The organism is Microbacterium excoecariae, from assembly GCF_011326725.1.
In the GTDB taxonomy this organism is placed as follows: domain Bacteria; phylum Actinomycetota; class Actinomycetes; order Actinomycetales; family Microbacteriaceae; genus Microbacterium; species Microbacterium excoecariae.
Genome location: NZ_JAANCO010000001.1, coordinates 1,120,105 through 1,138,699 on the forward strand (window position 1 = coordinate 1,120,105; position 18,595 = coordinate 1,138,699).

Here is an 18,595-nt window from a genome sequence, read left to right on the forward strand (position 1 = left end):
ACCTAACGATATCGAGGCGCCCCCGCAATCGCGAGGGTTCGATAGTCTCCCCCTATGGTCCGGGAGGGGATGCGCGCGGGGCGCGGAATCACGTTGCAGCAGCTGCGGTACTTCGTGGAGGTCGCCGTCGAGGGGTCGATCAGCGCCGCCGCCGACCTGATGTATGTCTCGCAGCCGACGATGTCGGCGGCCCTCAAGGACCTCGAGGCGCGCACGGGGTGCACCCTGTTCACCCGGTCCGCCCGCGGCGTCACGCTGACGGAGGACGGATCCGAGTTCCTCGGCTACGCGCGCCAGGTGATCGAGCAGGCGGAGCTCCTCGAGCAGCGCTACCTCGGGCGCCCGCCCTCGAAACGCCTGCTCGCCGTCTCGGCGCAGCACTATTCGTTCGTCGTGGACGCGTTCGTGCGCATGGTGAAGGCGACGGATGCCGACGAATACTCCTTCGCGCTACGTGAGACGCGCACGTGGGACATCATCGAGGACGTCCGGACCCTCCGAAGCGAGCTCGGCGTCCTGTATCGCAATGACTTCAACCGGAACGTGATCGACAAGCTGCTGCGCGACTCGGGGCTCGCGTTCACGCCGCTGTTCCGCGCGACGCCGCACATCTTCATCGCGCGCACGAACCCGCTGGCCGAGCGCGAGCGTGTCACGCTCGACGACCTCGTCAACGCGCCGCGGCTGACCTTCGACCAGGGGGCGAACAACTCCTTCTACTTCGCGGAGGAGATCCTCTCGACCCGGTCCGCCTCCCGCGACATCCGCGTCAGCGACCGCGCGACGATCTTCAACCTCATGATCGGGCTCGGCGGATACACGATCTCGACGGGCATCATCTCGGACGACCTGGATCCCTCCATCGTCGCCGTTCCCCTTGAGGTCGACGAGCGCATCGAGATCGGGTGGATCGGCCAGTCGTCGATCGCGCTGACGTCCCAGGCGCAGCGCTTCGTCGCGGAAATGCGCGAGGTCGTCGCCGAGTTCGGGGTCGAACTCCTGGCATAGGCTCAGGCTTTGGCCGCGCATTGTGAGAGCGTATGGGGCTATATCCGCGACCCGTGCCTACACTGATCCAGCCGCGCACACCGCGCGCCGGCTGGCGGATCCTCGCCGGCTCCTGACCCCACGAGGCACGGATCATCATGACGAACGCATGCGACTTCCGCATCAGCACGACGCGGTTCGACGAGGACTACACCCCGTCGGCCACCTCGCGCACGACGACGAACTTCGCGAACCTCGCCCGAGGCGAGAACCGCCGCGAGAACCTCGGGACCGCGATGTCGATGATCGACGGTCGTTTCAACGAGCTCGTGCACTGGGACAACCCGCGGCGCGACCGCTACGCGGTGGAGCTCGACATCGTCTCGGTCGACCTCGAGATCGCGGCCGCCGACGCGGCCTTCCCCGTGATCGAGGTCCTCGACGTGCACGTCGTCGACCGGGAGACCGGCGCGCGCCACTCCGGCATCGTCGGCAACAACTTCTCCTCCTATATTCGCGACTACGACTTCAGCGTGCGCCTGCCCGAGCACACGGCGTCGGGATCCGGGATCCCGGAGGACTTTGGCCAGCTGCACGGCCGCGTCTTCGAGCGCTTCCTCGAGTCCGAGGCCTACCGCGCGCGGTACGCCCTCCCGCCCGTGATCTGCATCAGCGTGTCGACGTCGCGCACGTACACGCGCCTGACGAACGAGCACCCGATCCTCGGCGTCGAGTACCAGCAGGACGACTACTCGCTCACCGACCGGTACTTCGCCCAGATGGGCCTGAAGGTGCGCTACTTCATGCCGCCGGGATCCGTCGCGCCGCTCGCGTTCTATCACCGCGGCGACCTGCTCGGCGACCACACCCCGATCGCGCTGGCGGCCACCGTCGCGACGATGGAGACGTTCCAGAAGATCTACCGCCCCGAGATCTACAACGCGAACACGACCGCGGCCGACGTCTTCCGCCCGAGCCTCGAGCGCCGCGACTTCTCGCCGACGCGCGTCGAGTACGACCGCGAGGAGCGTAGCCGCCTCGGCGTCACGCAGGGGCACTTCACGAACGAGCACCTCATGACCCCGTACGGCGACCTCCTTACGGAGTGGACCGCCCCGAGCCCCGTGCTGTCCGCATGACGACCCCCGGATCCGCCATGACCGCGCCCCTTCTGCCCACCACGCTCGTGGGAAGCCTCCCGAAGCCCAGCTGGCTCTCCGAGCCCGAGAAGCTCTGGTCGCCCTGGCGCCTCGAGGGCGAGAACCTCCGCGCGGGGCAGCTCGACGCGCAGGCGCTCGCCGCCGACGCGCAGCGCCGCGCCGGGCTCGACGTCATCAGCGACGGCGAGCAGACCCGACAGCACTTCGTCACAACCTTCATCGAGCACCTCGACGGCGTCGACTTTAACCGCCGCGAGACGGTGCGAATCCGGGATCGCTACGACGCCAGCGTGCCGACCGTGGTGGGCCCCGTCAGCCTCGACGGATCCGTGTTCGCGGAGGACGCGAAGCGCCTCCGCGCGCTGACGGATCAGCCGATCAAGTGGGCACTTCCCGGGCCCATGACGATGATCGACACGCTCTACGACGCGCATTACGGCAGCAGGGAGGAGCTCGCCGGGGAGTTCGCGCGGATCCTCAACCAGGAGGCCCGGGCGCTCGAGGCGGCGGGCGTGGACATCATCCAGTTCGACGAGCCGGCCTTCAACGTCTTCTTCGATGACGTGCGCGAGTGGGGCGTGGCCACGCTCGAGCGCGCCGCCGAGGGCCTTCGCTGCGAGACCGTCGTGCACATCTGCTACGGCTACGGCATCAAGGCGAACACTGACTGGAAGGCGACCCTCGGATCGGAGTGGCGCCAGTACGAGGAGTTCTTCCCGCTGCTGCAGGCGTCGAGCATCGACATCGTCTCGCTCGAGTCGCGCGGCTCGCACGTGCCCGTGTCGCTCATCGAGCTCCTGCGCGGCAAGAAGGTCATGGTCGGGGCGATCGACGTCGCGACCGACGAGATCGAGACGCCGGAGGAGGTGGCCGAGACGCTCCGCGCCGCCCTCGCGCACGTGGATCCGGACAAGCTCCTCCCGAGCACCAACTGCGGCATGGCGCCCCTCGCGCGGGACGTCGCCGAGCGCAAGATGGCCGCGCTCGCCGCGGGCGCCGCGATCGTGCGCGCCGAGCTGGAGGGCTGAACAGGGGGCGATACCCCGCGACGACGCTCCGTGGTTGCGGCCCCCTCCGCGCGCCTCAGCTGAGGGCGCCGAGGGCCGTCGCGACGGCGTCCAGGCGCGCGTCCGACACGAGGCCGGCGTGATAGACGTAGATCCCGTCGAGGTGGGTCGCGCGCGGCCATGCGTCGGCGATCGCCGCGGTGGTCGCCGGCGGGAGCGCATTGAGATAGCCCGAGACGGGGCCGGCGAAGCCGCGCGCGCGAAGCGCGGCGACCGCGCCGGGGCCGCGGAGCGCGTCGTGGCCGGGGAGGACGACCTCGTCGGCGTGCTCGAGAATCCCCTCCGGCGCGGCGAACGGGCCCGTGGCCCACGGATCCGGCTGCGCGTGGAACGCGAGCGTCGTCACGCCGTGCGCGATCGTCGCCTCGCGCACGTCCGCCGCGAGAGCCGCGCGCGCGGCGGAGCGCACGGCGAGGACAACGGGCGCGAGGTCGGCGAGGGCCGCCTGGGCGCGCGCCGGATCGCCGACCGCGCCGCGGACGCGCTCCCGCAGCTCTCGCGGATCCGCCCCCTCTCGGCGGTACGCGCCCTCGCACGCCGCGCAGAAGCAGACGGAGAGCAGGGCCTCGTCGTCCGCCGACCAGTCGGCGCCCTGGGTCTTCTCGTGGTGCCCGAAGTGGCCGAATCCCAGGGGGCCGCACGCCTCGACCATCATCCGGTCGGCGCGGGAGAACCGCGCGGCCTGGCCGGCGAGGAGGGCGGCGTAGTCGCGCACCTCGCCGGAGGTCGGGCACAGCGCGTAGGGGTAGGTGTCGCCGAAGGCGTTGCGCACCGCGACATCGGGGTTCTCCGATCCGACGGCCGCGGCGTGCGTAAGGACGACCCACGGTTCGACCTCGAGTCCGGCGCGGGTCAGCGCCTTCTCGGCGAGGCGATACGCGTCCTCGCCCGCCCACGGCGTCGCCTCGCGCGGGCGGAGGCGCCGCCCCGCCCAGACGGCGTCGTCGCGCGGCACGTAGATCGCGGCGCTCGCCGCGTCCACGACCCGGTGGCGCGGGTGGCGCGGGGTCGCCGCGCGGACGGAGTGGTAGACGGACGCGACGGCGGCGCCGGTGGCGCCCGTGGCCGCGAAGCGATCCGCCGCGCCCGGATCGCCCACGACGTCCCACGGGTACAGGCACAGGCGCGCGGTCGTCATCGCACCCCGTTCGCCTGCAGCTCGGACGCGAGCCGCGCGGCGTGCAGCGACACGATGCCGCCGACGCGCGCGATCTCCTCCTCCGTCGCGACCGCGGCGGGCATCGAGCAGCTGATCGCGTCGGTCGCGGGGATCCGGTACTGCACGGGCGCCGCGACGCACACGACGTCGGGCGTGCTCTCGCCGCGCTCCGTGCTGTAGCCGCGCCGCCGGGCCGCCGCGAGCTGGTCGTCGAGCTCCGCGCGATCCGTGACCGTCTGCGGCGTGAGCGCGGCCAGCTCGCCGTCGCCGGTGACGGCGGCGCGCTCGTCGGGGGTCAGTTGCGCGAGGAGCGCCTTGCCGAGCGCAGTGCAGTACGCGGGGAGCTTCCGGCCGATGCGGGAGGCGCGCCGGTGGGAGTTCGAGGGCTCGCGCGTGGCGAGATACAGCACGCTGTCGCCCTCGAGGCGTGCGTAGTGGGTCGTGAAGCCGGTCTCGTCGCGGATCTCTTCGAGCACCGGCGCCGCGAACGGGATCGCCCGGTCGCGGTCGAGATAGGAGGTGCCGACGACGAGTGCCTGTGCACCGATCGAGACCTGCGTGCCGTCCTCGCTCATGTCGATCCACCGGTTCGCCGCGAGCGTGTGGAGCAGCTGGTGCAGGCTCGAGCGCGGATAGCCGGTGATCCTGTGGAGCTCGACGACTGCGAGCGGGCGCGCGGCCCGCCCGAGCGCCTCGAGAATGTGCAGCGTGCGGTCGGCGGACTTCACCGCGCGCTGGTCGGCCGCGGGGGTGCTCACCAGGTTCCTCCGAGGGGGTGCTCGTCGTCGGCGAAGGCGCCGCCGATGAGATCCGGATCCGCCTGCGGCTCCGGGGGGAACGGCGCCCACGCCTCGGCATCGTCTCGCGGATCGTATCCGATGTCGCGGCCCGGGCCGAGGGGGAACCAGCCCTTGGTGTTGCCCGAGACGGCGTAGACGATGTGGTGGCCGGGCGTCGCCGTCTGGTCGGTCGCCTCGACGAGGCGGACGAGATCGGCGTACGACAGCCAGGTGTGGCGGTGTCGTTCGCTGCGGGGGATGTCGGAGAGCGTGCCGATCCGCGCCGAGACGACCGTCATGCCGAATCGGTCGGCGAAGACGGATCCGAGCGCCTCTGCGGCGACCTTCGACACGCCGTAGTACGTGTCCGGTCGCGGGACGAGCTCGGCGCCCGGCGTTCCGACGGGCCAGAAGCCGATCGCGTGGGTCGAGCTCGCGAGGAGCGCGCGGCGGACGCCCGCCCGGTGCGCGGCCTCCAGTACGCGCTGCGTGCCGTCGATGTTCGTCGCGAGGATGTCCTCCCACGGCCGCTCGCGGCTGAGTCCGCCCATGTGGACGACCGTGTCGACGCCCGTCATCGCCTCGTCGAGCGTTCCGGCGTCGAGGAAGCTGCCGCGCAGCGCGCGCTCGCTGTCGGCGACCTCCGCGACCGGTGCCGGGTCGAGCAGCGTGACCCGATGGCCCGCGGCGGCGAGCAGGGGGCGGATCCCCGTGGCGGCCATGCCGGCGGCGCCCGTGAGAAGGAAGTGCGACACGAGGACTCCTTTGAACGTCGTGTGGCGCGGGGGAGATGCCCCGATCGTGTCGGCGACATCGGCGGTTGACAACCCCGGCCCGTGTCCATACGCTAGCACGCGTTCTCAATCGTGAACAGCATTCGCGTATATGAATGGATACTCAATGAAGATTATCGGACTGCCCGCCCGCGCCGTTGCGGGCACGGCGATCGTGGGGCTCGCGATCTCCGTCGCGGGCTGCTCGTCGACCCCCAGCGACGACTCCTCCGAGGCTCTGGAGGTCTGGACCCGGAGCAACACCGAGGACGCCATGACGTACGAGGCGATCTTCGACGCCTTCACGGAGGAAACCGGCATCGAGGTCGAGTACACCCCCGTTCCGGAGTTCGACACGCAGCTGCAGGCCCGCGCCTCGCAGAAGGACCTCCCGGACGTCTTCATCAACGACGCCGGATCCATGGGCCAGTACCAGTCGCAGGGCTACATCCTCCCCGTCGACCGCGACGCGCTCGCGGGCGCCGACGAGATCTCGGACGCGACCTGGGAGCAGAACCTCGGCACGGACGGCACCTATTACGGCGTGCCCTACTCCCGCCAGGCGAACATCGTCATGATCCGCAAGGACTGGCGCGAGGCCATCGGCGCCGACGTCCCCACGACCTGGGACGAGCTCTCGGAGCTCGCGCTGGCCTTCGCGACGGAGGACCCGGATGGCAACGGCCAGGACGACACGTACGGCATGGTCGTCGCCGGCTCCGCGCAGAGCGGCTACATCGCGCGCTGGGGCAACAGCTACATCTGGCAGGCCGGCGGCGAGATCCTCGCCTCGGACGACGAGGGCCACTACACCTCGGCCATCAACACCCCCGAGGTCGAGACGGCCATGGAGTGGATGCGCGACCAGTTCTGCACCGAGGGTGTCGTCGTGCCGAACTCGATCAACCTCACGACGGCCGAGACGCCGTTCTTCGGCGAGGGCACGGCGGGCATCTGGCTCACCGGACCGTACAACATCGCATCGAGCGACGATCAGCTGGGCCAGGAAAACGTCGAGGCCATTCCGATGCCGGAGGGCCCCGAGTCCGCCACGACCTTCGCCGAGGGCGAGAACATCTACTTCGGCGCGAGCTCGGAGAAGAGCGAGGAGCAGCAGGCGCTCGCCGAGTTCCTCATCAGCGCCGAGGCGCAGGAGATTGGGATGACGATCTTCGAGGGCGAGGACGGGATCCAGACCAAGCCGGTCGTGCGCCTTCCCGTCAACGAGAACGTCGACGTGGCCGAGGTCACCGGCGACGAGCGCTGGGGGATCACGGCGGACTCGTACGCCGAGGACTCGAAGGCCTTCCCCTGGAACATCAACTTCATCCCCTACCGCCAGATCCTGGCCGACGGCATGAACGCGATGATGGCCGACTGCTCGAGCGACATCCCCGCCGGGCTCGAGGAGATCGACGCCCAGCTGACCGCTCAGCTGGAGACCGACGGTCTGCTCCCGTGACAGCCGACCTGACCACCGAGGCCGCCGTCGTCGTCAACGGACGACGGCGGCCTCGCCGGCCGGTCACCGGCCCGTCCCGCCGCGCCCGGTTCTCGCGGGCGCTGATCCCGTGGATGTTCCTCGTCCCGGGCCTTGTCCTCGGCGCGATCTTCAAGTTCTATCCGATGTTCGAGGGCTTCCGGATGAGCGTCATGAAGGTGCAGCCGTTCCTCGGCGACATCTTCGTCGGCCTCGACAACTACGCCGCGGTCGTGACCGACCAGCGCTTCATCGACGCGATCGGGCACACCGTATTCCTCGCCGTCGTGCAGACGGCGGGCGCGATCGCGCTCGGCGGCCTCCTCGCGCTCCTCCTCGAGGGGCAGACCCGCCGGCTCTGGATCGTGCGCACGGGTGTGTTCCTCCCCGTCGTTACAGCGATCGCGGTCATCGGGGAGATCTGGCGCATCATCTACTTCCCCACCGAGGCCGGCTTCCTCAACACAATCCTCGGCCTGGTCGGGATCCCCGCGCAGCCCTTCCTCAGTGACGAGTCCACCGCGCTCGCGTCGGTCGCGATCGTCGGCATCTGGACGGGCGCGCCCTACAACATGGTCATCATCCTCGCGGGCCTTACGGGAATCGACCGCGCGCTCTACGAGTCCGCCGCGATCGACGGCGTGACGACCTGGCAGCGCATGCGCTACATCGTGCTCCCCGCGCTGCGCCCCGCGATCGCGGTCGTGCTCACGCTCGCCGCGATCCGCAGCCTCCGCATCTTCACGGAGATCTACGTCCTGACCGGCGGCGGCCCCGCCGGAAGCACCGAGGTCTGGATGACCCGCGTGTTCTCGATCGGGTTCGACGCCGGGAATCTGGGCGTCGCCTCGGCCGCGTCCGTCCTCCTGCTCGTGACCACGCTGATCCTGACCCTCGTCGTGCAGTTCGCGACCCGTCGCAAGGAGTCCTGATGACCACCGCCGGTTTCCGCGTCCGTCCGCGCCGCGAGAAGGCGTCCGAGACGAGCTCGCAGTTCGACACGGCCCTCGGGTGGCGCCCCGGGCTGCGCTTTTCCAACGTCGTGCGCACGATCCTCTGCGTGCTCGCGCTACTCGTCTTCGTCGTCCCGTTCATCACGATCTTCTCGGGCGCGTTCGACGGGCAGAACGATTCGACCACCCTGTCGCTGTGGCCCGCCGAGCCGTCGCTCGTGCCCGCGCAGGTCGCCACGCAGAAGGGCATCTGGGGCTACTTCGCGAACTCCCTGTTCATCGTCGGCGGCGGCCTCGTGCTGCAGATCGCGGTCGCGGTGCTCGCCTCCTACGCGCTCGCTCGCCACCGGTTCCGCGGGCAGTCGTTCGTCATGATGCTCTTCCTCCTGACGATGATGCTTCCCGAGGAGATGATCGCGATCCCGCTGTCGCAGGTCATCGGCGAGGTGCCGCTGCTCGGCCTCAACCTCCGCGGCACCCCGTGGGGCGTCATCCTGCCGATCGCCGTCTGGGGCTTCTCCGTCCTGCTCATGACGGAGTTCATGCGCGAGATCCCGATGGAGATCGAGGAGGCGGCGCGCCTGGACGGCGTGGGCGAGCTGCGGATGCTCTGGACGATCATCCTGCCGCTGTGCAAGCCCGTCCTCGGCGTCGTGACGATCTTCGGCTTCATGATGATCTGGGATCAGTACCTCCTGCCCCTGATCGCCGCGGACTCGCCCGACGACTACACGCTGACCGTCGCGCTCAGCATCCTCCGCTCGGACCCGCAGACGGGCAGCGGCGTGCTCCTGTTCGGCGCGCTCCTCGCGCTCCTGCCGAGCCTCATCATCTACCTCCTCATGCAGAAGTCGCTGATCCGTGGCATCACGGCCGGCGCGACGAAGGGCTGAATCCATGATCATTCGCGACGTCATCGTGACCCCCATCGCGTTTCGGGATCCGCCCCTGCTGAACGCCGCGGGCCTCCACGAACCCCTCGCGCTGCGTAGCGTCGTGCGTCTCGTCGTCGACGGTGGCATCGTCGGCCTCGGCGAGGGTGGCGGCGGGCAGCAGCTCATCCGCGGCCTGGAGGCCGCGGGCCCGGCGGTCGTCGGCAAGAGCGTGTTCGACCTCAACGGCATCGAGGCCGCCATCAACGCGGTGCTCGGCGGCGGAGACGACGCGCTCGCCCGCCGCGACCGCCGCGCGGTCTTCTCGCCCATCGAGGTCGCCGCGCACGACGCGCAGGGCAAGATCCTCGGCCTCCCGGTCTCGACGCTGCTGGGCGGCGCGGTCCGTGACCGCGTGCCGTACAGTGCCTACCTGTTCTACAAGTGGGCGGCCCACCCGGATCCCGTCACGGGCGAGATCGGTGAGCCCGACGCGTGGGGCGAGGCGGTCACCCCCGAGGGGATCGTTCGGCAGGCGCGCACCCTTATCGATCGCTACGGCTTCGAGTCGATCAAACTCAAGGCCGGGGTGTTCCCGCCCGACGAGGAGATCGCGGCGATCCGCGCGCTCGCCGAGGCGTTCCCCGGGTATCCGCTCCGGATCGACCCGAACGGCGCGTGGAGTATCGAGACGGCCGAGCGGGTCGGGCGCGAGCTCGGCTCCATCCTCGAGTACTTCGAGGATCCGGTCCTCGGCCTGGACGGCATGTCCGAGGTGCGCGCCCGCACGGGCCTGCCGCTCGCCACCAACATGTGCGTCGTTGCGTTTGAACACGTGCGCGAGGCGGTCGAGAAGGACTCCGTCCAGATCATCCTCGGCGACCACCACTACTGGGGTGGGCTGCGACGCACGCGCGAGCTTGGCGCGATCTGCGAAACCTTCGGCATCGGCATGTCGATGCACTCCAACTCGCACCTGGGGATCTCACTTGCCGCGATGACGCACGTCGCCGCGGCCACGCCGACCCTCACCTACGCGTGCGACACGCACTACCCGTGGAACCGCGAGGACGACATCGTGCGCCCGGGCGCCCTCGAGATCACCGGCGGCGCGATCGCCGTTCCGACGGGCCCCGGCCTCGGCGTCGAGCTCGACGAGGACGCCCTTGAGCGCCAGCACCGCGTCTACCTCGATAGCGCCCAGCGCGATCGCGACGACGCGGGATACATCCGGCGGTTCCAGCCCGCGTTCGACCCCCAGCTGCCGCGGTTCTGACCGCCGCCCGCACCCTCTTTCGACACACCCTCAGGAGACACGATCCCCATGACCACGACCGCAGCGGGCGACACCCACGCGACCCTCGCCTTCGACGGCGTCCTCTTCTTCCCCGTCACCCCCTTCACCCCCGCGGGTGAGGTCGACGTCGACGTCCTCACCGCGCACGTCGCGGGCGGGGTCGAGCACGGCGCGGGCGGCGTGTTCGTCGCGTGCGGCACGGGCGAGTTCCACGCCCTGTCGCTGGGGGAGTACGAGCAGGTCGTGCGCGCGGGCGTGGCCGCCGTGGCCGGGCGGGTCCCCGTCATCGCGGGCGTCGGCGGGGCGATCGGCCAGGCCGCCGAGATGATCCGGATCGCGGAGAGCGCCGGCGCCGACGGCTTCCTCCTCCTCCCGCCCTACCTCGTGAACGGCCCGCAGGACGGCGTTGCCCGGTACATCGAGGAGATCGCCGCGCGCACGTCGCTCCCCGTGATCGCGTACCACCGCGGCCAGGGCGCGCTCACGCTGGCCACGGTCGAGCGGCTCCTCGCGCTGCCGAACCTCGCCGGCATCAAGGACGGCGTCGGCGACGTCGCCCTCATGCAGCAGTTCGTCGCGGCGGCGCGGCGGCGCGGGCGGGACGACCTGCAGTTCTTCAACGGTCTGCTCACCGCCGAGGCGAGCCAGGCCTCCTACACGGCCATCGGCGTGCCGCTGTACTCGTCCGCGGCATTCGCCATGGCACCCGAGATCGCGTCGCGGTTCTACGCGGCGCATCGCGACGGCGACGCCGCGACGCAGGCGCGGCTCCTCGACGAGTTCTACACGCCGCTGATCCGCCTGCGCGACACGACGCCCGGGTTCGGCGTGGCGCTCATCAAGGCGGGCCTCGCCGCGTCCGGCGTCGCGGTCGGCGGCGTCCGCGCCCCGTTGAGCGACCCGACGCCCGAGCAGGTCGAGGAGCTCGCCGCGATCCTCGCGCACGGCCGGAAGCTGGTGTCCGCGTGAGCGCCGTCGCCGACATCGTCGGGCGCGCGGACGCGGCGTTCGGCGCCGCGCGCCGCGCGGACCGACCAGGGCGCGCCGCGTGGCTCGCGGCCGTCGCCGACGGCCTCGACGACGGCGCCGACCGTCTCGTCGAGCTCGCGCGCGGCGAGACGGGCCTCGGCCAGGAGCGCCTTGTGGGCGAGCTCGCCCGCACGACGGCGCAGCTGCGGTTGTTCGCGGCTGCGATCGCCGAGGGCTCCTACCTTGAGGCGACGATCGACCACGCGGATCCGTCGACGACGCCGCCCACGCCCGACCTGCGCCGCATGCTCCTGCCGCTCGGCCCGGTCGCCGTGTACGCCGCCTCCAACTTCCCGTTCGCCTTTTCGATCGCCGGCGGGGACACGGCCTCCGCGTTCGCGGCGGGCTGCCCCGTCGTCGTGAAGGCGCACCCGGGGCACCCGGAGACGTCGCGGCACACGGCCCGCATCGTCCGCGACGCGCTCGCCACGGCGGGGGCGCCCGACGGCATGTTTGACGTTGTCGAGGGCTTCGAGGCCGGCATCGAGCTCATCGACGACCCGCGGATCCGGGCCGCCGCCTTCACGGGCTCTCTCGCCGGCGGCCGCGCGCTCGCCGACCGGGCGGCGGCCCGCCCCGAGCCGATCCCGTTCTTCGGGGAGCTCGGATCCGCGAACCCCGTCGTCGTCACCCCCGGGGCCGCCGCGGCCCGCGGCGCGGAGCTCGCCGAGGGCCTCGCGGCGTCGTACACGCTCGGCGCCGGGCAGTTCTGCACCAAGCCGGGCCTCGTGTTCGTGCCGGCGAGCTCGGCGTTCCCCGCGCAGCTGCGCGCGGTCGTCACGGAGGAGCGCCAGCCCATGCTGACCGAGGGGATCGGATCCGCCTTCGTCGACGGCGTCGCCGCGCACGCCGCGGTCGACGGCGTCGAGGTGCTGCGCGCCGCGGCCGGGCCCGGGGATCCGGCGCTCCTCGTCGTCGACGCCGAGCGCTTCGTGGAACGAGCGGAGGAGCTCGCGCGCGAGGTCTTCGGACCCGTCACGCTGCTCGTCCGGTACCGCGATGGGCGGGAACTCGACCGCGCCCTCGCGGCGACCGAGGGGTCGCTCACGGGCACGCTCCATCACGAGCCAGGCGAGGACGTCGCGTACGTCGTCGACCGCCTCGTCGAGCGCAGCGGCCGCGTCCTCTTCGGCGGCTGGCCGACGGGCGTCGCGGTGAGCTGGGCGCAGCACCACGGCGGGCCGTGGCCCGCGACGAACTCCCAGCACACGTCGGTTGGCGTCAGCGCGCTGCGGCGATTCCTTCGCCCCGTGGCGTATCAGACGGCGCCCGCGGAGCTGCTGCCCGCCGAGCTCCGCGACGACAACCCGCTCGGCCTGCCGCGCCGCGTGGACGGGGCCCTGGAGCTGGCCTGACGGATCCGCCGACGCCCGCGCGAGCGGTCTCGCGCGGGCGTGGGTGGCGGACGGCAGGATGACCGTCCGATCGTCCAGGTGCCGCACCGACGCGTGCATTCCGCGCTGGTCCGGCACCGCCTTGACTGGGGGCATGGCACCCGACCTTCCCCCGAACCCTCTGGACCTCTCCGGCGCGTGGACCGCGCTCGCCGACCCCGATCGCGTCGGCGAGCGCGACGCGTGGTTCTCGGCGAATCGTCCTGGCGACGACATCCTGCTCCCGGGATCCGCACAGACCCAGGGCATCGGCGAGGCCCCGACCATCGACACCCCGTGGGTCGGGGCCGTGACCGACCACCCGTTCTTCTCCGACGAGCGATACGCGCGGTACCGCACGCCCGACGACTTCCGCGTCCCGTTCTGGCTCCAGCCCGAGCGCGTCTATGTCGGATGGATCTGGTACCTCCGCCGCATCGAGATCGGGCCGGAGCACGCGGACACGCCGCTCGACCTCGCCCTCGAGCGCGTGCACTGGGAGTCGACGGTCTGGATCGACGGCGAGCGGATCGGATCCGACCGCAGCCTGTCCGCGCCGCACCGGTTCCGCGTGCCGGCGCTCGCCGCGGGCGAGCACACGATCGCCATCCGCGTCGACAACTCGATGATCGTCGACGTCGGCACCAACGCACACAGCGTCTCGGACCACACCCAGGGCGGGTGGAACGGCATCCTCGGCGAGATGACGCTCACTCCCGTGTCGCTCCTCCGCCTCGGGCCCCTCGAGCTGCACCCGGACATCGACGCCCGGAGCGTGCGGGTGCGCGCCACGATTACGGCGGACTCTCTCGCGGGTGGGCGAGGGACCCTCGCGCTTGCGGCGCGCCCGCTCGGAGACGCCCCGGCGCCGGACCCGATCGAGGTGCCCGTCGTGGTCGAGGCGGAGCGCTTCACGCGGGGGCGAGAGACCACGTCGGCCCGCGTGGAGGCGACGCTCCCGCTCGGGGAGAGCGCGCGCCTGTGGGACGAGTTCGACCCGTTCCTCTACGAGCTGACCGCCCGCCTCCGCCCCGAGGGCGGCACGGTCCCGGCGAGCGTGCGGAGCGCCGAGTTCGGCCTGCGCCGGGTCGAGGCCGTCGGCACCCAGATCGCCGTCAACGGCCGCGCCGTCTTCCTGCGGGGCGCGCTCGAGTGCTGCGTGTTCCCCGACACGGGATACCCGCCCGTCGACGTCGAGGCGTGGGAGCGCATCTTCCGCACCTGCCGCGACTTCGGGCTCAATCATCTGCGCTTTCACTCGTGGTGCCCGCCCGAGGCGGCGTTCCGCGCGGCCGACCGCTGCGGGATCTACCTCCAGGTCGAGGCGCCGATCTGGGCGAATCAGGGCGCCGCGATCGGGGAGGGCGGGGACGTCGACGGCTTCCTCTACGCCGAGACCGAGCGGATCCTCGTCGAGTACGGCAGCCACCCGTCCTTCCTCCTGATGGCGCACGGCAACGAGCCGCGCGAGGGGCCGGACGTGCCCTTCCTGGAACGGTGGGTGTCGTTTGCCCGACACCGGGATCCGCGTCGCCTCTACACGACCGCGGGCGGCTGGCCGCGGCTCGCGGTGAGCGACTTCGACTGCATCCCGGACCCGCGGATCCAGGCGTGGGGCGAGGGGATGGGATCCCGCATCAACGCCCGCCCGCCCGAGACGGTGACGGACTACGCGGCGTTCGTCGACGGGGCGGAGCGCCCGATCGTGACGCACGAGTCCGGACAGTGGTGCGCCTACCCGAATCTGCGCGAGATCGACAAGTACACCGGACTCATGCGCGCGAAGAACTACGAGATCGCGCGGGACTTCCTGGACGACGCGGGGATGCTTGCGCAGGCCGACGACATGCTCCACGCGAGCGGCCGGCTGCAGGTCATGGCATACAAGGAGGAGGTCGAGTCGTTGCTGCGCACGAGCGGTTTCGGCGGCGTCCAGCTCCTCGGGCTCAGCGACTTCCCCGGTCAGGGCACGGCGCCGGTCGGCGTGCTCGACGCCTTTTGGGAGGAGAAGGGGTACGTCACGGCGGCCGAGTTCTCCCGCTTCTTCGGGCCGACGGTGCCCCTCGCGCTGCTCGAGCGCCGCACGTGGGCGGCCTCCGATGATCTCGTGGCCGACGTGAAGGTCGCGCACTTCGGCCCGCGCGATCTCGCGGGGGCGATCTCGTGGCGGCTCGTCGACGAGGCGGGCCGCGAGCTGGGGTCGGGGATGCTCGAGCCCGGCACCATCGAGCGCGGCAACGCGCGCGTGTATGGCTCGATCCGGGTATCGCTCGCGGGCGTGCGCGTCGCGACGCGGGCCCGGCTCGTCATCGCGGTCGAGGCGCCGGGCGTCGTCGCGGAGAACGACTGGGAGATCTGGGTGTATCCGGCGGTGTCGCCCGAGGGCAACGGGACACTCGTGACGCGGAGCGCGGACGAGGCGCTGGCCGCGCTCGCGGAGGGGCGTCGGGTGCTGCTCGTGCCGCGCGCGGACGACCTCCGCTCCCCGGTGGTCTTCGGATTCTCGCCCGTCTTCTGGAACACCTCCTGGACGAGTGGTCAGCCGCCGCACACGCTCGGGATCCTGTGCGACCCCGCGCACCCGGCGTTCGCGCGGTTCCCGACCGATCCCCACACGAACTGGCAGTGGTGGGAGCTGCTGCACGACGCGACAGCGCTGCACCTCGCCGGCCCCGCCGTCGACATGCGGCCGGTCGTGCAGGCCATCGACAGCTGGTTCGACGCGCGGCGCCTGGGACTCGTGGTCGAGGCGCGGGTCGGCGAGGGCCGCCTGATGGTGTGCACCCCGGACGTCGTGACCGACCTGGACGAGCGCCTCGTCGCCCGGCAGCTACGCGCGAGCCTCGAGGGCTACCTGGCGAGCGATGCCTTCGACCCCGAGACGAGCCTCGCCCCCGAGGAGGTACGCGCCCTCCTCGCCGGGCGCCTCGAGGGATGAGCGGCGAACCCCCGGGGTGGCCTGTGCCGCCAGCCCGGGGGCGATGGGTGCGGTGGTGTCAGGCCGCCGCGCCCGCCCGCGCCGTGGCGAAGGCCTCGAGGAGACGCTCGGTGTCCTCGAGCTGCGCGAACCAGGTGGTCCGGACGATATCGATCACGTCATCTGCGTCCTGCAGTTGCGATAGCCGCTCCTGCACCCCCGCGAAACCCGAGGGATCCGACTCGTGCAGCGCGATCATCTTCAGCGCGAGCTTCGCCTGGATGCCGTAGATCGGAATCTGGGGGCCGCGCGGCGCGGTAAGCCCGATGTAGTAAAGCTTCTCGAGCCCCTGCGGGACGAGGCCCCCGGCGTAGCGGAGGGGCACGCCGTTGCGCCGCGGGACGAGCGCATCGTCCAGGAACGGCAGCGTCGAGTGGAATCCCGTGGCCCACAGGATTGTGCCGTATTCGCGCGACGTGCCGTCCTCGAAGTACACGGTGCGTCCCTCGATGCGGTCGATGCCGGGCGCGACGTGGATCCGTCCGTGCTGCAGCCAGTACAGCAGGAGGTTATTGACGACGGCCCGCCCCTCGGCGAGCGTGGGCTCCTGAGGCTCGGGGAGGCCGTACGCCTGCGGCTCGCCGAGGGACACGCGCGCGAGCATGCGGGCGATGAAGTCCTGCTCCTCGGCGGAGAACTGCGCCATCCAGGGGAGTTCCTGACGCGGCACGCCGAAGTACGACTTGGGCTGGAAGAACACGCCGTGCCGCACGACGACGTCGACCTCGAACCGGTGCTGCGCCGCGTCGACCGCGAGATCGCAGCCCGAGTTTCCCGCCCCGACGACGAGCACCCGCCCCTCGGCGAGGTCACCGGGGTTGCGGTACTGGCTGGAGTGGAGCTGCGGGCCGGTGAACCCCTCGGAGATCGCGGGGATTTTCGCGTCCCAGAGGTGTCCGTTGGCGACGAACACGCCGTCGTAGGTGCGGGTCTCACCCGAGTCGAGGGTCACGGTCCAGCCGGCGGATCCGGGAGTGTCGGCCGTCGCGATGGGGACGACGGATGCCACCCGAGTTCCGAATGTGATCGCATCGAGCAGGTCCTGCTCGCGCGCGAACGAATGGATGTAGTCGCGCACCTCGTCCCGCCGGGGGAAGTACGGGTACGACTCCGGCATCGGGAAATCCTCGAAGACCGTCTGATCGCGCGAGGTGATGAGGTGCAGCGCCTCGTAATCCGTGTTCCAGTGGCCGCCGACGCGGTCGGTCTGCTCGAAGCAGTCGACCTCGTGCCCGGCCTGACGGAGCGCGTGGAGGGTGGAGAGGCCGGCTGCGCCGGCCCCGATCACGCAGTACGTGGTCATGAGGGGGAGTTCCTTTCTGATGAACCCGGGCCGAGGCGTGCCGCGGTGGCGACCAGCGCGTCGTGCCGGGATCCGGTGGGGCGGGAGAATCGCGTCGCGTTCATGCGTGGCCTCGAGCGAGGCGACGCTCGACCAAAACGGACAGCCACGTGGCGGGGACGGCGATCGCGGCGTAGATCAGGCCCGTGATCGCGTAGACCTCGAGGTACTCGAAGGTGACCGACGCGGTGCGATAGGAGGCGCCCATCAGCTCGTCGGCCGAGATCGAATAGGCGAGCGACGTGGCCTGGAAGGACATGATCGCGAGGCCCATGAGCGGCGGGATCGCGGAGCGCAGGCCCTGCGGGAGCACGATCCGGAGGAACGACGTCGTCGCCGTGAGGCCGAGCGCGGCGGCCGCCTCGGTCTGGCCGCGGGAGACGGACTGGATGCCCGCGCGGATCATCTCCGAGGAGTAGGCCCCCGCCGTGATGGTCAGGCCAATCGCGGCGGACCAGAACGAGTCGAACACCAGGCCGAGTGCCGGAAAGCCGAAGTACACGATGTAGAGGACGACGAGCGCGGGGATGCCGCGGCCGATCTCCACGATCACGAGGGTGGGCCACTTGACGAACCCTCGCGGAGACGTCACTCCGATGGCGAGCAGGAGCCCGAGGGCGTAGCCGAACACGACGGAGATGGCCGTGAGTTGGAGGCTGACGAGAAGTCCCTCGCCGAGCTCGGGCAGGTGATCGAGCGCGTTCATGCGCGGCTCCTCTGCATGCGGGTGTCGAGGCGTCGAGCAAAGATGGCGACCGGCACGCTCACGAGGAGGTAGACCCCCGCCGCGACGAAGAACGCGGTGAACCCGCCCTCGGCCGTGTGCTGCCGCGTGAAGAGGTTCGCCTGGAAGACCATGTCCGCGACGCCGATCGTCGACGCAAGCGAGGAGTCCTTCACGAGTGAGAGGAGAAACGCCGTCATGGAGGGCAGGGCGGTGCGGAGCGCCTGCGGCGCGAGCACCCGACCGAACGTCGTCGCACGCCCGAGGCCCAGCGCTGCGGCCGCCTCCGACTGCCCGACGGGGAGCGTCGCGAAGCCGCCGCGATAGATCTCGGCGAGGTACGCCGACGCGATGATGCCGAGGGCGAGGACGGCGGCCGAGAGCGAGTCGAGGCGCACGGCACCGAAGGACACGCCGAAGTAGAGCAGGAACAGCCAGACGAGCGGCGGTACCCCGCGCACGAGGTCGACGAAGACGCGGAATACGAGCCGCACGGGGACGATTCGCGAGCGTAGCCCGAGCATCAGGGGGATTCCACCGATGAGCCCCATCCCAAAGGCCAACGCGGTGACGAGCAGCGTCATCGGGAGGCCGAGGAGGACGACGGAGATGACTTCCGGCAC

At 71.0% G+C, this 18,595-nt stretch carries 16 protein-coding genes; 10 read left to right on the forward strand and 6 right to left on the reverse strand.

The annotated features are described in order from the left end of the window. Positions 1–54 precede the first annotated feature (54 nt). The 3 genes from G8E01_RS05005 (at position 55) to G8E01_RS05015 (ending at position 3,175) form a co-directional block, all read left to right on the forward strand. Complete coding sequence (locus tag G8E01_RS05005; protein WP_166316685.1) at positions 55–1,008, forward strand: LysR family transcriptional regulator; 954 nt, start codon at positions 55–57, stop codon at positions 1,006–1,008. 137 nt (positions 1,009–1,145) lie between these two features. Further along, positions 1,146–2,126, forward strand: coding sequence for a putative oxygenase MesX (locus tag G8E01_RS05010; protein WP_166316688.1), 981 nt, complete (start codon positions 1,146–1,148; stop codon positions 2,124–2,126). A 17-nt stretch (positions 2,127–2,143) separates the two neighbouring features. Then, positions 2,144–3,175: a methionine synthase gene (locus tag G8E01_RS05015; RefSeq protein WP_166316691.1), complete on the forward strand. Its 1,032-nt coding sequence runs from the start codon at positions 2,144–2,146 to the stop codon at positions 3,173–3,175. A 55-nt stretch (positions 3,176–3,230) separates the two neighbouring features. Here G8E01_RS05015 and G8E01_RS05020 read toward each other — a convergent pair whose 3' ends face one another. The 3 genes from G8E01_RS05020 to G8E01_RS05030 are packed head-to-tail and all read right to left on the reverse strand — an operon-like array spanning position 3,231 to position 5,907. After that, on the reverse strand, positions 3,231–4,352 hold the full coding sequence (locus G8E01_RS05020; RefSeq protein WP_166316694.1) for a hypothetical protein: 1,122 nt from the start codon (positions 4,350–4,352) through the stop codon (positions 3,231–3,233). Then, complete coding sequence (locus G8E01_RS05025) at positions 4,349–5,131, reverse strand: IclR family transcriptional regulator domain-containing protein (protein WP_166316697.1); 783 nt, start codon at positions 5,129–5,131, stop codon at positions 4,349–4,351. The genes G8E01_RS05020 and G8E01_RS05025 overlap by 4 nt, the downstream gene beginning before the upstream one ends. Continuing rightward, positions 5,128–5,907: an NAD-dependent epimerase/dehydratase family protein gene (locus tag G8E01_RS05030; RefSeq protein ID WP_166316700.1), complete on the reverse strand. Its 780-nt coding sequence runs from the start codon at positions 5,905–5,907 to the stop codon at positions 5,128–5,130. The genes G8E01_RS05025 and G8E01_RS05030 overlap by 4 nt, the downstream gene beginning before the upstream one ends. A gap of 145 nt (positions 5,908–6,052) precedes the next feature. On the opposite strand from G8E01_RS05030, the gene G8E01_RS05035 reads away from it, so the two are divergent. The 7 genes from G8E01_RS05035 (at position 6,053) to G8E01_RS05065 (ending at position 15,867) form a co-directional block, all read left to right on the forward strand. Then, complete coding sequence (locus tag G8E01_RS05035) at positions 6,053–7,387, forward strand: ABC transporter substrate-binding protein (RefSeq protein WP_166316703.1); 1,335 nt, start codon at positions 6,053–6,055, stop codon at positions 7,385–7,387. Continuing rightward, a complete protein-coding gene (locus tag G8E01_RS05040; RefSeq protein ID WP_166316706.1) occupies positions 7,384–8,337 on the forward strand; it encodes an ABC transporter permease subunit in 954 nt (317 codons plus the stop codon). The genes G8E01_RS05035 and G8E01_RS05040 overlap by 4 nt, the downstream gene beginning before the upstream one ends. Further along, positions 8,337–9,251 carry a carbohydrate ABC transporter permease gene (locus G8E01_RS05045; RefSeq protein ID WP_166316709.1) on the forward strand — a complete coding sequence of 305 codons (915 nt, stop codon included), beginning with the start codon at positions 8,337–8,339 and terminating at the stop codon, positions 9,249–9,251. The genes G8E01_RS05040 and G8E01_RS05045 overlap by 1 nt, the downstream gene beginning before the upstream one ends. Positions 9,252–9,255: 4 nt before the next feature. Next, positions 9,256–10,506, forward strand: a complete 1,251-nt coding sequence (locus G8E01_RS05050) for a glucarate dehydratase family protein (protein WP_166316712.1) — start codon at positions 9,256–9,258, stop codon at positions 10,504–10,506. 48 nt (positions 10,507–10,554) lie between these two features. Further along, complete coding sequence (locus tag G8E01_RS05055; protein WP_166316715.1) at positions 10,555–11,496, forward strand: 5-dehydro-4-deoxyglucarate dehydratase; 942 nt, start codon at positions 10,555–10,557, stop codon at positions 11,494–11,496. Further along, on the forward strand, positions 11,493–12,911 hold the full coding sequence (locus G8E01_RS05060) for an aldehyde dehydrogenase family protein (protein ID WP_166316718.1): 1,419 nt from the start codon (positions 11,493–11,495) through the stop codon (positions 12,909–12,911). The genes G8E01_RS05055 and G8E01_RS05060 overlap by 4 nt, the downstream gene beginning before the upstream one ends. Positions 12,912–13,044: 133 nt before the next feature. Beyond that, positions 13,045–15,867, forward strand: coding sequence for a glycoside hydrolase family 2 protein (locus tag G8E01_RS05065; RefSeq protein ID WP_166316721.1), 2,823 nt, complete (start codon positions 13,045–13,047; stop codon positions 15,865–15,867). A 58-nt stretch (positions 15,868–15,925) separates the two neighbouring features. Here the strand turns inward: G8E01_RS05065 and G8E01_RS05070 are convergent, their stop codons facing one another. The 3 genes from G8E01_RS05070 to G8E01_RS05080 form a co-directional block, all read right to left on the reverse strand. Further along, complete coding sequence (locus tag G8E01_RS05070; RefSeq protein ID WP_166316724.1) at positions 15,926–17,209, reverse strand: flavin-containing monooxygenase; 1,284 nt, start codon at positions 17,207–17,209, stop codon at positions 15,926–15,928. A 100-nt stretch (positions 17,210–17,309) separates the two neighbouring features. Further along, positions 17,310–17,954, reverse strand: a complete 645-nt coding sequence (locus tag G8E01_RS05075) for an amino acid ABC transporter permease (RefSeq protein ID WP_166316727.1) — start codon at positions 17,952–17,954, stop codon at positions 17,310–17,312. After that, a complete protein-coding gene (locus G8E01_RS05080) occupies positions 17,951–18,595 on the reverse strand; it encodes an ABC transporter permease subunit (protein WP_166316730.1) in 645 nt (214 codons plus the stop codon). Before G8E01_RS05080 ends, G8E01_RS05075 begins: the two co-directional genes overlap by 4 nt.